This window comes from Tomitella gaofuii (genome assembly GCF_014126825.1).
Lineage (GTDB): Bacteria > Actinomycetota > Actinomycetes > Mycobacteriales > Mycobacteriaceae > Tomitella > Tomitella gaofuii.
The window spans coordinates 41,156-54,382 of sequence record NZ_CP059900.1 but is presented as its reverse complement, the minus strand read 5'-3'; the positions used below and the strand labels follow the sequence as shown (position 1 = coordinate 54,382).

Genomic DNA, 13,227 nt, shown 5'->3' with positions numbered 1-13,227 from the left:
TCCCCACCTGCTTACAAAGTCAGGTTCCCGATGCGTCCGATGAAAGCAGTCTTACCGGCTGTGTAGCCTTCCCGGTCAGCGTTCGCCGATCGTGCCAGGTCGCGCTTCAACGCCGCGTATTCATCAGCGAGGTCTTCCCGCGTACGGAGCACGTCACGGATGTGGAGGTTGCGGTCCAGCTCGTCGCGGTCTGCCACGAGGTGGAGGTGATGTGTGCGCACGGCTGCCGATGGCCGGCAGAACCATCGCCGTGCACCGAGCACAGCATTGTAGGCGCGGGGGTACTGGTACCCGGCCGCGATGATCTCTTCCACTAGCATGTCCGGCTTCTCGGCGAACGCCATCAGGTCGATCACTGGCTTTGCCGCAAGCCCGGGCACGGCGGTCGATCCGATGTGGTGGAAGACAAGGTCGGGCACGAACGGGCGTAGTCGTTCTGCTTCTGCGACGAACTGACGCGGCCAGTCGTCCCTGTAGCGCACAATCCGGATCGGCGCATCGTGGCCGCCGGCGTCTGCCAGATCTTCAGCGGCCGCGTGACGGCGCTCGTCGCGTTCCGGAGACATAATCGTCAGTGTTCCATGAGGAGCGAGCGCTCGGGGGCCCGTGGCTGCGGGGCATGAGCCCGAGCGGTTTGCCTGTGGTAGTTGATTCAGCCTTGCGAGCGGATGGTTACCCGTCCTGGGAGAGGTCGAACAGCGAAACTGCAGTCTGTCTCTGCTGCCCAATGTTCCGCGCTGGCGACGGGTTCCGGTGACGATGCGCGCCATCGTGCATGGTGTCGCTGACGCCGGCGGAGCATGATCTGGTCATGGATACCGCTCGCAGGTACCGGTTGTTCGCCGAGTACGAGGCACACGGCAACTCACCCGTCTATGAGCAATGGTGCCGCGGCATCGCCGATGATCCGGCGTTGATCGGGCTGATCGATCAGCTACCTCTGGCGAAGCGGCAGCCGAATCTCGTGCTCGGCGCTGCCCGCTATCTCGGTGTTCCCGAATCGTCGTTTCCGGAGTTCAGAGCGTGGCTGCTCACGCACTGGGAAGCTGTGGGCGCGATGGCCCGCACCCGCAGCACCCAGACCAACGAGTGCGGTCGCGCCGCGGTGTTGTTGCCGATACTCGCATCGTTGCAAGAGCCATTGTCGCTGATCGAGGTCGGTGCTTCGGCGGGGCTGTGCTTGTTCCCGGACCGATTCAGTTACCGCTACACCATGACGGGTCAGAAGGGTGCGGTGCGGGAGATCGACCCGCAGACGGGCCGATCCCCGGTCGTGCTGCCGTGCACCGTCTCAGGCAACGCACCGCTGCCCACGGCGCTCCCGGAGGTGGCCTACCGCGCCGGGGTCGATGTGAACCCGCTGGACCCGCATAGCGACGACGACATGCGCTGGCTCGAAGCGCTTGTGTGGCCCGGACAAGACGAACGTCTCCGGCGATTACGCTCTGCCGCCAAGATCGCGCGCAACGAGCCGCCGCGCGTGACCACCGGGGACCTGACCGACACGATTACAGACCTTGTCTGCGCAGCACCGCCCGGCACGACCGTTGTTGTTTTCGGTAGCGCCGTCCTCAACTACATAGACCCCGCCGCACGACGCACCTTCGAGCACACAGTCCGGGAGTTGCCCTGTCATTGGGTGAGCAACGAAGGTGCTGTCGTCATCGAGCCCGTGACCACCCGGCTCCCGAAATCTGTCTCCGAGACCCGCGGGCAGTTCGTCGTCACCCTCGACAGCACGCCCCTGGCCTACGCCGGCGGACACGGACAAACTCTCGACTGGCTCGCCAGCTGATCTCACCAATCCCTACGGACGGGCGTGAATCCCCCCGGCGTGTCGTGTTCCCTGGCATGACTCCCACTCTCCCAACAATCCGAGTCTCCGGACATGCCGGGGCGGTTCAATGGGTGGTCGAGCGTTTCATAACAGATCTGTGCAGTAGGTGTTCCCTAGATGCTCAAATGCAGGTCTGTGCATCTAGGGAAGGTCCTAGATATACGGACGACCGGGACCAGCGGATCGCTTCAAGACGTGCGGGGACCCTCCTTTGGGAGAGGATGCAGAGGTGACGGTTGTCGCTGGTTACTTCTCGGGAACGCGGTTCCTGTCCATGGTGCTGTTCTTGGTTGTCGTGCCGACTGTGTTGGCCGCGGGGGTCATCTGGCTCGTACGACGCTGGGAGCGGCGGCGGATAGAACCCTGCTCGGCAGGCAGGGCGCGTTCGCTCGGCCTGTGGCTGACCGGGATGGTAGCGGGGATTCTCGGCGCTGCATCCTGCATCGTTTGGCTGAGCTGGTCGGCGGACTGTCACGGTGAGGTCTTCGGCCCCGGGTTGCCGGCGCCGAATGAGTTTCCGACCTGGCAGGTACTCGCATGCGGTATCACCGTCGTCGGTGCATGTTTCCTCGTCGCATACCTGTCGCGCTGGCCGCTATCAGGTGGGCTGGCTGCGGCTGCGGGGACCGCGGCCGGATTCGCGACGATCTTCAGCATCGACGCCAGCGGTGATGTCACCGGGCAAGCCGGTGTGGGAGTGGCGCTCTCCGAGCTGGGCTGGGGACTCGGGCTCGGGCTCGTCATGCTTGCTCGAGGGCTCTGGCTGATGCGCTTATCTCAGCCGGGAGACGCAAAACAACCCCGACCGTGAACCGTAGTTTCACTTGTCCTTCGCGTGCTGGCTCACGCGCTTCGAGAGCATCGCTGCCCACTTCAGATGTTGCCCTAGGCCGCAACGTCACGTTCCCATGGGCGGTCAGCCGTTTCGTAACAGCCCTGCGCGGTGCGTGTACGCCAGACCGACGCAAGCGCAGCATGCTCTACCCAGCCCTATGGTTTCGTATTACGATTGTGGGTATGGAGCGGAAGATCCAGGGACGTGATGTCTCCGAGCAGCAGATCGACCAGTGGGTCGGCGAGGCCGAGGCCGGCTACGACCCACAGTGGCTGAAAAAACGCATGGGCCGACCCGCACGGGCGGAAGGTGCGGCGCAGGTCGTGCCCGTGCGCATGACCGATGCGGAACTGCAGGCCGTGATGTCCCGCGCCAAGCGGGAACATCTGAATCGCTCCGAGGCGATCCGGCAGGCGCTGGCCCAGTGGGCCGACGCCTCGTGATCATTCGCCGATCCGCGTACAAGCACGGCATCACCGATGGCGACATCCGTGCAGCCTCAGACACCCCGCTTCTCACCGGCCCCCTCGACGACGAGCATCCCCAGCGAGTCCTCGTCCTCGGATTCGACACCCACACCCGCGTTCTCGAGCTGGTCGTGTTGCACTACGACGACGGCACCGCCGAAGTCATCCATGCGATGAAGGCGCGACGTACCTATCTCGGACTCCTCGACTGACGCCGTTCCGCCAAAGCTCGGTCTAGACCCCAACGTCACGCTCCGATGGGTGCTCGCGCGTTTCGTAACAGGTCTGTGCGGTGGGTGTTCCCTAGATGCTCAAATGCAGGTCTGGGGGCCGCGGCAGGATCGGGTGACATCTGATCTGTGGTGCCGGCGGCTGACCATTGCCCGCTTCGGGCAGAATCTTCCGGTGTGAAGGTGCATCCGCCGCCCGCGTCGGTCATGCCGTATGGCGCGGTCATGGCCACCGGTGCCGCCTCGCAGCTCACACCGCTGATCGGGCTGTCGTCACTGCGGCTCCCGCTGCTCGCGCTGGCGGCCACGCAGGCACTGCTGATCCCGATAGCCGGCCGGATGCGAGGGGTGCCGCTCACCGCGCTCACGCGCAGGCCATCGCCCGGCGCCTTCACCGTGCCGATCGGCCTCATGGTCGTCGCCACCGGACTCGCCGAACAGCCCGGCACCCTGGCGCACATCGGCGCGTGGAGCGCCTTTCTGCCGGGATGGCTCTCCACCCTGGCACTGTTCGGATCGCTGACGATGCGGTACGCAGGCAGCGGCTCGCGGATGCCCGCATTCGACGGCACATGGTTCCTCGCCCCGGCCGCACTGCTGGCCGGGGCCATCGCAACAGCGAGCATCCTGCCCTCCCACCCCTGGCTACCGCTGGCGGCCTGCACGCTCGGGGTATTCGGATACCTCACGATGCTCGTCATCGCCGCGGCCCATCTGCGCCGCGTCGGCATACCGAAGCCCGGAACCCCCCGCGTGTCCTGGTGGGTCGGCGCCGGCTGCGCCGGGCTCGCCGCCGCAGCGATCGGCCGCACGGCGCCACAGGCCGCCGACCACACCACCATGCCCATCGCCGCCGCGGCTGTAGTGGTGCTGTGGGCGATCGGGTCCGCACTCCTGATCCCCGTACTGGCGGCAAGCGTGCACCACCTGCACACGACCCGTGGCCAGCGCGGCATACCACCCTGGCCACCGACTTTTTCCATGGGCGTCTATGCGCTCGGCGCAAGCCACGCAGGCAGGCTCTCACTGCCCGCCGCCACGATCCTCGCGGACGCGGCGGCCGCCTGCACCCTGCTGTTCTGGGCCTACACGATCGGCCCACACGTGTACTCCACACTCCACGACCTCCACCACCACCGGCGCAGCCGACACCGATAACGCCTCACCCCCGGCCGAAGCCCGTCCCCCACCAGCCGCCCCTGATCACCCTCCGCCTACAACACGAGGCGAACGGCAGCACGCATTGCCAATGCCGGTCCCCGGTGCCATCTCCCAGACGCCGTCCGTGCCGGTTCCGGCCGGTCGTGTCCACCGGGCGCCCGCATGACCTGCGGATCCCCACACGCGCGCCGTGCCCCTCGGACGTCCCCACCCTCTCCCCAGGGCTGACCCGATTGCCCTGGGGAAACACGCCGGAGTGACATCGAAGTGACACGCAACGGCGAAAGCGACACGTCGTACACCGGCCCCCGGGCGGGGCCCGCGCCGGCGCCTCCGGGTGGTCACTGCGCATCTGTGCGGGGCGAGGCACGATAACTGGCCTTATCGCACCCGATTCGGTGAACTCCCAGCTCGGACGTCATTCGCTGCGCGTAGGCAGGCGACTGCCCCTAACAAGCGGTGACCGGCTCAGATTGTCGGTGGCCGCAACTAGCATGAGCGCCGTGTACGGTCCACCTGCCCTCCGCCCCGGCGACGACCGCGCTTCTAGCAGCGCTGGTACTCGGCCGCTGCCCGCGGTCGATGCTGCCCGGATCGCCGACGCGGTACACGCCGCGGCCGCCCCGAACACGCGCCGTGCCTACGCCGCGGACTGGCGCCGCTTCACGTGCTGGTGCGCCGCCCGCGGGCACACGCCGCTGCCCGCGGCGCCGGCGATTATCGCCGCGTACATGACCGACGCGGCCGCGACCCGTACCTCCAGCGGGCAACGCGTCTATGCCCCGTCCACGCTCGCCCGCTGGGCCGCGGCGATCGGACGTCATCATCACCACGCCGGGCACGTCAATCCGGCCTCGGCACCGCTGGTGGCCGCCACCCTCGCCGGTATCCGCCGGGCGTGCGCGTCCGCCGGCGAACGGCCCGTGCGCCAGGTCGCCCCGCTGCTGACCGGCGACATCACCACGATCCTGGCCGCGATGGACGCCCAATCCGACACGTGGGCGAAGCGGGTGTACGCCCGCCGCGACGCGGCGCTGCTCCTTCTCGGCTTTGCTGCGGCCCTGCGGCGCAGCGAACTCGTCGCCCTCACGGTCGGCGACGTCACCGGGCACAGGACCGACGGGCTGCACCTACGGATCGGCCGGTCGAAAACCGACCAGGACGGTACCGGCGCTACTCGGGCCGTGCCCTACGGGGCCGAGCCGGGCTCGTGCGGCCCGTGCGCGTATGTGCGGTGGCTGCACGTCATCGCTACTTCGGATACCGGCGGGCGGCCCGCCATCATCCGGCTCCTGCGCAGCCCCGACGAGCCTGATACGCACGTGTGCCACGGCCGCTGGCCGAGTATCCCGGACCCGGGCGCCCCGGTGTTCCGCCCGATCCGCGGCGCCGGGCATATCAGTACCACGGCGTTGTCGGGGGCGGCGGTGCACAAGATGATCCGGCGGCGCGCCGCGGCCGCCGGTTATGACGACGGGTTCGTCGCTCGCCTCGGCGGGCATTCGCTGCGGGCGGGGTTCGTCACCCAAGCCTTCCGGGCCGGGGCGGATGCGCACGCGATCATGCGGCAAACCGGCCACGCCAGCCCCGCCATGCTCGAGGTCTATGCCCGCGAACACGCCCCGCTGATCGGCAACGCCGTGACCACCCTCGGACTATGACCACCGCCGGCGAGGCCGTCGAAGCCGGCGGCGACCAGGCATCAAGCTCGTTGCGCATGCCCGGCCGCTACCGGCACGACTGGGCCCTGTTCACCGACTGGTGCGCCGCGACCGACACACCCGCCCTGCCAGCCGCACCCGCGACGCTTGCCGAGTTCATCGCCGAGCACCCGGCAACCCCGGCGACCCAGCGCCGCCGCATGTCAGCGATCAACCACGCCCACACGCTCTGTGGCCTGCCCGCCTCGGGCAGGTCCGAACCCATTCGCGAAACCCTGGACGCTCGCCGGGCCGCGCGCCTGGCCCGCATGCGGGATAGAGTCGACGCCGTCGTGGCGGCGCTGCCGGCATCGGGCTGGCCCCGCGGGCTGTTCGGCCGCCGCGACGCGGCGCTCCTGACCCTGGCCGCCGCCGGCATGACGTTCACCGCCATCGCCGGGTTACGCCGCCGCGACCTGACCGCGCTCACCTGCGGCGATTCGGCCGTGACCACTGCAGGACTGTCCGTGACGTTGCCGGACGACGGTGCGGCAGCCGTACACCGGTGGGCCGCGGTGCTCGAGTTCGTCGACACCCACCCGAGCACCCGCGCCCTGGCCGACCGGCTTGACCGCGCCGCACTGCCCGACGTGGCCGCGAACCTGCGCTACTCGGTCGCACCGGTGTTCACCCGCATCGACAGGTGGGGCTACCTGCCGCTCGCCCCGCAACCTCTTATGGCCGCCTCGATCGGGATGATCGTCCGCGCCCACCTGACCGGCACCGCGCCCGGCCACGCACCACCCCCGCGCGAGCCGGCCCAGGACAGGCCGCGCCCGGCCACCGAGACCGCTATCGCCGAGCCGGTACGGCTCGGCGCGTATTACGACCGCGGCATCGCCGCACGGCGCCGTGATCACACCCGCCTGGCCGCACTCGACGCGCTCATCGACGACATCGGCACACGGGCCGACGAGATACTCGAACGCACCCTGGCGATTCTCGACGAGGAGGCGGCGACGACAGGGCGTGTGCAGAGCACTTCTGACATCCGTGCAGCCGACTTCTGAAAACGACATCGTCCGCGGCGGCCGCCCCTCGGGTTGGTGTCTCGTGAACCTTTAGATTTTCGAGTCATCCTGCTGACTCTCGCTGGGCCGGCCAACTTGCCGACTTGGAGCGATCGTTTCCGATGAGATATACGCGGTGACCGACTTTTCGATACGTATAACTTGATCGGACTCATCACCGATCATCTGTCCGCAGCGCAGTAGTCAGGCATAGCCACCAGAGATTCCACGGGATCACTCCTGGCAAGGTCTGCTAACCGTGCCAGCCGCTTCCGCCGCCGGCACCTTGCCCCTGTGCTCCGCCGCGGACACGCGGCTCTCGTGCCGGGTCGACGCGAAAGCGCGCGTCTGCGTACGCCAGCTCTATCACCTGGTGCCAGCGCCGTACACCGGCCGGCACCGACACGACCGAGGCCCATGGCCCGGACGCCGGCATCGCCGCCGGTCAGATCATCGTCCAGCACACTCACTCACTGCACAAGAGCAGCGAATACCTCCAACTGACTCGCTACCTGAAAGTCCTCAAGCTCAAGGCGGGCGCAGTTCGCGGGTCAAACAACCTGGCCACTACACGCGCACGCGACGTGTTCACCGCGGAGTATCAGCGGTTCTGGTAGGCGCCCGCCGAGAACTCGGCGACGGGGCCAGAACCCGCGCGTTGCTACGGCACCATGGATGCCGACGTGATCGCCGTGGGCATGCCGGGCTTCGACGGCGACGACGTCGTCACACAGGAAGACCAGGCACTCCTGTAGCACTAACCGAGACCCTCGGCAGCTACCACGCTTCGATTCGGCTTCAATAAGTGTCCCAGTGGATGGAATCGCTACTACTGCAACGTCGTTCGCTGACTAATCCTGACCATGACGTTATCTCGCCTAGTTGGAGAGTATCGCGATGCCGCAGCTGCCGAAACGACTGGATAGAACGTCCCTGTGCTGGGGCTCCGTACCAGAGGAGGGGCTAGTTGAGCTTGCAGCACTGGCATCGAGACATGGCTTCCCAGAGATCTCAGTCAGGCCGGGACACTACATTCATGACCGGGAAGCGGAAGACTGGCTCGAGCGACTGGCAGCGACCGGAGTGACAGTCGGTGTCATCGATGCTCTCCTGGGATATTTGCCCGGTTCCCCCCACTCTGAGGAGTTCGGAAACGACGTCGCCGAACTAGACGCCTGCCTCGAAGCAGCGGTGCAATAGATACTCAACCTGCCTCTAGCTATTTCACTTCCGTAGCTCCGCTTTAGTCAAACCATCAGAAACGGATAGACTTCCACATACTATACAGGAAACGCCAGGGACTCTCGACCATCAACTCATGTTACAACTCGCAGAAATGGAGCATCACGTCATGCAGATGAAAACGGTTCACGCCAACGGGATTGACATGGCCATAGCCGATCAAGGGGAAGGACCTGCTGTCGTACTGTGTCACGGATTTCCAGGCCTCGCTTATTGCTGGCGACACCAGGTCGCGGCACTTGCTGCCGCTGGCTACCGAGCCATTGCGCCAGACATGCGAGGAATTGGCGGAACCGATGCGCCGCCCGACCCCGCCGACTATGATCGTAAGACCACTGTCGCAGATATGACTGGCCTCCTCGACGTACTCGAGATCGAGCGAGCGGTCTTCGTCGGACACGACTTTGGGGCAAACCTCGTCTGGGACTTGCCACAGTGGGCACCGGAGCGTGTCGCGGGGGTGGTAGTTCTCAGCGTGCCGATGATAGAACGCGTAACGAAACCGCCCAGCGAAACCTATGCGGAAGTAAGCAAGGACCATTTCTACCATATGGACTACTTTCAGCACTATGGCCCGGCGGACCGCGAGCTCAATGCGGCACCAGCTGATTTTCTCGCACGTATATACTGGGCCTTGTCTGATGCTGATCGTTGGTTTACTTGCTACGACTACCCAGCAGAAGGAAACGGATACTTGGATGTACTTCCGGAGGCGCCAGAGCTTCCATGGGGGTGGATGACTAGTGATGATTTCTCTGTTTTCGTGCGCGAGTACAGCCGCACCGGTTTCACCGGCGGACTAAATTGGTACAGGGCAATGGATCTTGTGTGGCGGCAAAATGAACATCTTGCGGGTGCAACGATTGATGTGCCCGCTACGTTCATCGCCGGAACCCTGGAACCGGTGGTCAAGATGTTCAGCGGGTCCCTGGAGTCAATGCCAAAACTGGTCACGGATCTGAGAGACATTCGACTGATCGAGGACGCGGGTCATTTCGTCCAGATGGAGAAGCCAGCTGAGGTGAACGAGTCTATATTGAACTTTCTGAGTTCCGTAAAGTACTGAGGTTTTTGGCTCTTCCGAGGATGCGAGTACATAGATCGGGGACGGGCGAGTCGATAGGGACCAGAACATGTTGGCGGGTCCTGTGGTGCACGGATGACGGTTCTTGACTCATTCCCCGACCACCACAGGACCCGCTTCGCGGCCTACGCACCTTGTCGCCGACACGATCTGCCGCCGGCGCGGCAAACCGGCGCTTCCATTCGGCTTCAATAAGTGTCCCAGTGGATGGAATCGCTACTACTGCAACGTCGTTCGCTGACTAATCCTGACCATTACGTTATCTCGCCTAGTTGGAGAGTATCGCGATGCCGCAGCTGCCGAAACGACTGGATAGAACGTCCCTGTGCTGGGGCTCCGTACCAGAGGCCGGGCTAGTTGAGCTTGCAGCACTGGCATCGAGACATGGCTTCCCAGAGATCTCAGTCAGGCCGGGACACTACATTCATGCCCGGGAAGCGGAAGACTGGCTCGAGCGACTGGCAGCGACCGGAGTGACAGTCGGTGTCATCGATGCTCTCCTGGGATATTTGCCCGGTTCCCCCCACTCTGAGGAGTTCGGAAACGACGTCGCCGAACTAGACGCCTGCCTCGAAGCTGCGGTGCAGCTCGGTGCTCGAACCTTGAACGTGGCTCATTATCGTGGGGATCCCACAGTAGGCTTTGATCAGATGTCCGAAGCGGTCAGCGAGATTGCAAGTCGTGTGGAACACGCGGGAGTTCGATGTAGCCTGGAATTCATACCCGGAACCGGGATCCCTGACCTGGAAACAGTCCTCCGTTTGATGGAAGAAGCAGACTCGTCAGCAGTGGGGGTTATGTTTGATACTTGGCACCACATCCGCGTTGGTGGCACTAGCTCCGAACTCTCCGCGCTGGAAACAGGCCAAGTTTTCGAGGTACAGATTAGCGGCCGCAGAACGCCATCGGCCACAGACGAATACGTGCCGATGACGGGCCGGCTTGCACCCGGCCAAGGAGACGCTCCTGTTGCTGAGCTAGTACGGGAGCTGTGGGCAGTAGACGCTGAATTGGTACTAGGCCTCGAGGTCTTCACTGCTGAACGTGGTGAAATGGATATGCGGGTTGCGCACCTGGCTGGCGCTACCCGGACGTTTCTCACAGAGGAGGTGTTTTCCTGATGTTTCTCCAAGATAAAGTTTTAATAGTTACCGGCGTGGGCCCTGGCATGGGGTCCAAGCTCTGCCGAATCGCTGCTGAGCAAGGTGCATCGGTGGCGGTTTCAGCGCGATCGGAAGGTTTCATTAGCGAGCTGGTAGAGGAACTCCATATTGCTGGGCACGACGCGATCGCGGTTCCCACTGATGTTTCAGACGATTACCAGTGTCGGCGTCTCGCCGCAGCCACCGTGGAGGCATTCGGGCGGATAGACGGCCTCGTGAATAGTGCTCGCTCTCGCACTCGTTCCCGCCAGATCGAGCAGGCTGATCTTGCCTCGTGGCCCCCAGTGATGGACGTAACTTGTTTCGGCGCGCTACGCATGTCCCTTGCCGTTCTGCCGACGATGAAGGCTCAGCAGGATGGCGCCATCGTCAACGTCGGCACCATCTCTACTGTTTGGCCGGGCAGTGGCGAGGCTAATTATGCCGTCGCGAAGGCGGCACTTGGAGGGCTCACACGGCATATGGCCGCTGAGTTTGCTCAATACAACATTCGAGTTAACCATACCCGAATGGGGGTCCTTTGGGGTGCCTCAATCCAGCGTCTTGTGCGAACGCGCGCGAAGGACGAGGGGCGTACAGAGCAGGACATTATAGACGATTTCATTCGCAACATTCCGTTAGGATTGATACCACCGGACGATGAATGCGCTAAATCCGTGTTGTTCTTTGTGTCCGACCTAGCCCGAATGGTCACGGGGGCGACACTAGACATCAATGGAGGGCAATACATGGCGCCTTAACCTGGCATTCGTCGTCAGAATCCTGACTAATGTCACCCCTGTTGTGACCTATATACCAATACTGCTTTCTTACATCCACAGGATCCTATACAAATTCAAACAAGGAGTAATGTTGATTTCACTGAAGAACGGACTAAGCGTTGCCGCAGCCGCGTTACTGACATGCGGACTTTTGACCTCTTGTGTCAGCGGCGGCGATGAAGACAGAAATCATGTAGCCGACGATACCGGCGTAAGCACTAAGATCGGCTTCGTGGGAGATCAGCCCGACCCCGGGTCCCCGGCACAGGGTGGAACGATTCGCTTCTCTACCCTCGCACCTGTGACAAGCCTTGACCCTACCGTCACCTACCCCACAGGTTCCAGTGGCGCGTCCGAGCTTATCGCGATCTATGACGTGTTAGTCCGCTGGGACTACGACGCAGACTCTTACGTTCCGCAACTTGCCAAGGACGTCACCGTTAGTGACGATCTGAAGACCTGGACGGTGGAGTTGCGGGACAATGTCACCTTCAGTGACGGGACACCGCTGAACTCTGCCGCCGTGGTCTGGAGCATGGACCGCTATGTGTCCGAGTCCGGACTTAACTCACAGCTGTTCAGCTCGAGCGTCGCCGACATCGCCACACCAGACGACAAGACCGTTGTTTTCACGCTCTCGGAGCCGTGGGCGAAGTTTTGGTCCATGCTGGCGACGGGCCCCGGAATCATTGTCGCACCAAGCTCGGTGGACGGAAATACGTTCACCCCCATCGGCGCAGGACCGTTCGTCGTCGATCACTTCGCACCTTCGGATACGCTGTCACTGAAGCCCCGGAAAAACTACTGGGGCGGGGCCCCTAACCTGTCTGAACTGCGCTTCGTCGCAGTCCAGGGCGACCGCGCGAAGCTCGAGTCTCTGAGATCCGGCGATATCAACATGGCGTACTTTCGAGCCCCTGAGGTAGTCAACGAGGCTATCACCAATGGCATCACAGGGTTCCAAGATGTTCACAGCATCGGCCGCGCCGGCCTGATCAACAGCAGCGAGGGCCACCCCGGTGCGGACGTTCGAGTACGCAAAGCGATGGCCTATGCCATCGATCCCGTACAAATCGATCAACGGGTCAGCAATGGTACTGGCCTTCCGGGGACTGCGATTTTTATGCCGTGGTCAAGATGGCATAACGAAGTCGAACCGATCTCGGTCAATACTACGAAGGCAACGGAGTTGCTTAACGCAGCAAAGGCCGACGGCTATGACGGGAAACTACTGTACGTCACTACAGATGACCCAGAAGCGCGTGCTCAGGCATTATCTGTCCAGGCGCAGCTACAGTCCGTCGGATTTGAAGTCGAAGTTGACTACGTAAGTAACACCGCAGACCTTACACGCCGCCAGTTCATTGACAGGGACTACGACCTCAGCAGAGGTGGTCCCAGTCTGGCTGATCAGGCGACATACAGTCGCCTATTCGGCAACCTTTCCAGCTCCTCACCCTCCAACGCCCTCGGATTCAAGGACCCGCAGGTAGATGCTCTGTTGGAGAGAATAAAAACGGCGCCTACCGACGACGCCACTCGTGCCGCACTCGCTGATCTCCAGACCGCAGTCAACGAGAAGGTACCGTTCCTGGCTTGGGGGTCGGTAGCGACGTTAATCGCGTGGAACAAGCAGGTTCACGGTATCAAGCCCAGTCTCGACACGATCGTGCTGTTCGACAAAGCTTGGGTCAACTGAAATTCTTTCACCTGTCTGTCTGGCCTCGATGTTTAGTG

12 protein-coding genes are annotated in these 13,227 nt (G+C 63.4%); 11 read left to right on the top strand and 1 reads right to left on the bottom strand.

From position 1 onward, the window contains the following. Window positions 1-11: 11 nt before the first annotated feature. Window positions 12-566 (bottom strand): GrpB family protein, encoded by a 555-nt coding sequence (locus tag H4F70_RS00235; RefSeq protein ID WP_182358563.1) that lies wholly within the window; start codon window positions 564-566, stop codon window positions 12-14. Between the two features lie 209 nt (window positions 567-775). Here H4F70_RS00235 and H4F70_RS00230 point away from each other — a divergent pair, with 209 nt between their 5' ends. From H4F70_RS00230 to H4F70_RS00180, 11 genes are all read left to right on the top strand, one after another. Then, window positions 776-1,795 carry a DUF2332 domain-containing protein gene (locus H4F70_RS00230; RefSeq protein ID WP_235681255.1) on the top strand — a complete coding sequence of 340 codons (1,020 nt, stop codon included), beginning with the start codon at window positions 776-778 and terminating at the stop codon, window positions 1,793-1,795. 271 nt (window positions 1,796-2,066) lie between these two features. Beyond that, a complete protein-coding gene (locus H4F70_RS00225) occupies window positions 2,067-2,648 on the top strand; it encodes a hypothetical protein (protein ID WP_235681254.1) in 582 nt (193 codons plus the stop codon). Window positions 2,649-2,854: 206 nt separating this feature from the next. Next, a complete protein-coding gene (locus H4F70_RS00220) occupies window positions 2,855-3,115 on the top strand; it encodes a ribbon-helix-helix protein, CopG family (RefSeq protein WP_182358562.1) in 261 nt (86 codons plus the stop codon). Continuing rightward, the gene (locus H4F70_RS00215) at window positions 3,112-3,351 is read left to right on the top strand and encodes a hypothetical protein (RefSeq protein WP_235681253.1); all 240 of its coding nucleotides are present in this window, start codon (window positions 3,112-3,114) and stop codon (window positions 3,349-3,351) included. Before H4F70_RS00220 ends, H4F70_RS00215 begins: the two co-directional genes overlap by 4 nt. A gap of 195 nt (window positions 3,352-3,546) precedes the next feature. Continuing rightward, window positions 3,547-4,527, top strand: coding sequence for a hypothetical protein (locus tag H4F70_RS00210; protein ID WP_182358560.1), 981 nt, complete (start codon window positions 3,547-3,549; stop codon window positions 4,525-4,527). 497 nt (window positions 4,528-5,024) lie between these two features. After that, window positions 5,025-6,191 carry a tyrosine-type recombinase/integrase gene (locus tag H4F70_RS00205; protein WP_182358559.1) on the top strand — a complete coding sequence of 389 codons (1,167 nt, stop codon included), beginning with the start codon at window positions 5,025-5,027 and terminating at the stop codon, window positions 6,189-6,191. Further along, window positions 6,188-7,240, top strand: coding sequence for a hypothetical protein (locus tag H4F70_RS00200; protein WP_182358558.1), 1,053 nt, complete (start codon window positions 6,188-6,190; stop codon window positions 7,238-7,240). The genes H4F70_RS00205 and H4F70_RS00200 overlap by 4 nt, the downstream gene beginning before the upstream one ends. Window positions 7,241-8,558: 1,318 nt before the next feature. Then, the gene (locus tag H4F70_RS00195; RefSeq protein WP_372497642.1) at window positions 8,559-9,548 is read left to right on the top strand and encodes an alpha/beta fold hydrolase; all 990 of its coding nucleotides are present in this window, start codon (window positions 8,559-8,561) and stop codon (window positions 9,546-9,548) included. Between the two features lie 290 nt (window positions 9,549-9,838). After that, window positions 9,839-10,687 carry a sugar phosphate isomerase/epimerase family protein gene (locus tag H4F70_RS00190; RefSeq protein WP_182358557.1) on the top strand — a complete coding sequence of 283 codons (849 nt, stop codon included), beginning with the start codon at window positions 9,839-9,841 and terminating at the stop codon, window positions 10,685-10,687. After that, window positions 10,687-11,469 (top strand): SDR family oxidoreductase, encoded by a 783-nt coding sequence (locus tag H4F70_RS00185; protein WP_182358556.1) that lies wholly within the window; start codon window positions 10,687-10,689, stop codon window positions 11,467-11,469. Before H4F70_RS00190 ends, H4F70_RS00185 begins: the two co-directional genes overlap by 1 nt. A gap of 109 nt (window positions 11,470-11,578) precedes the next feature. Next, entirely contained in the window at window positions 11,579-13,189 is a 1,611-nt protein-coding gene (locus H4F70_RS00180; protein WP_182358555.1) for an ABC transporter substrate-binding protein, read from the top strand. Window positions 13,190-13,227: the final 38 nt, after the last annotated feature.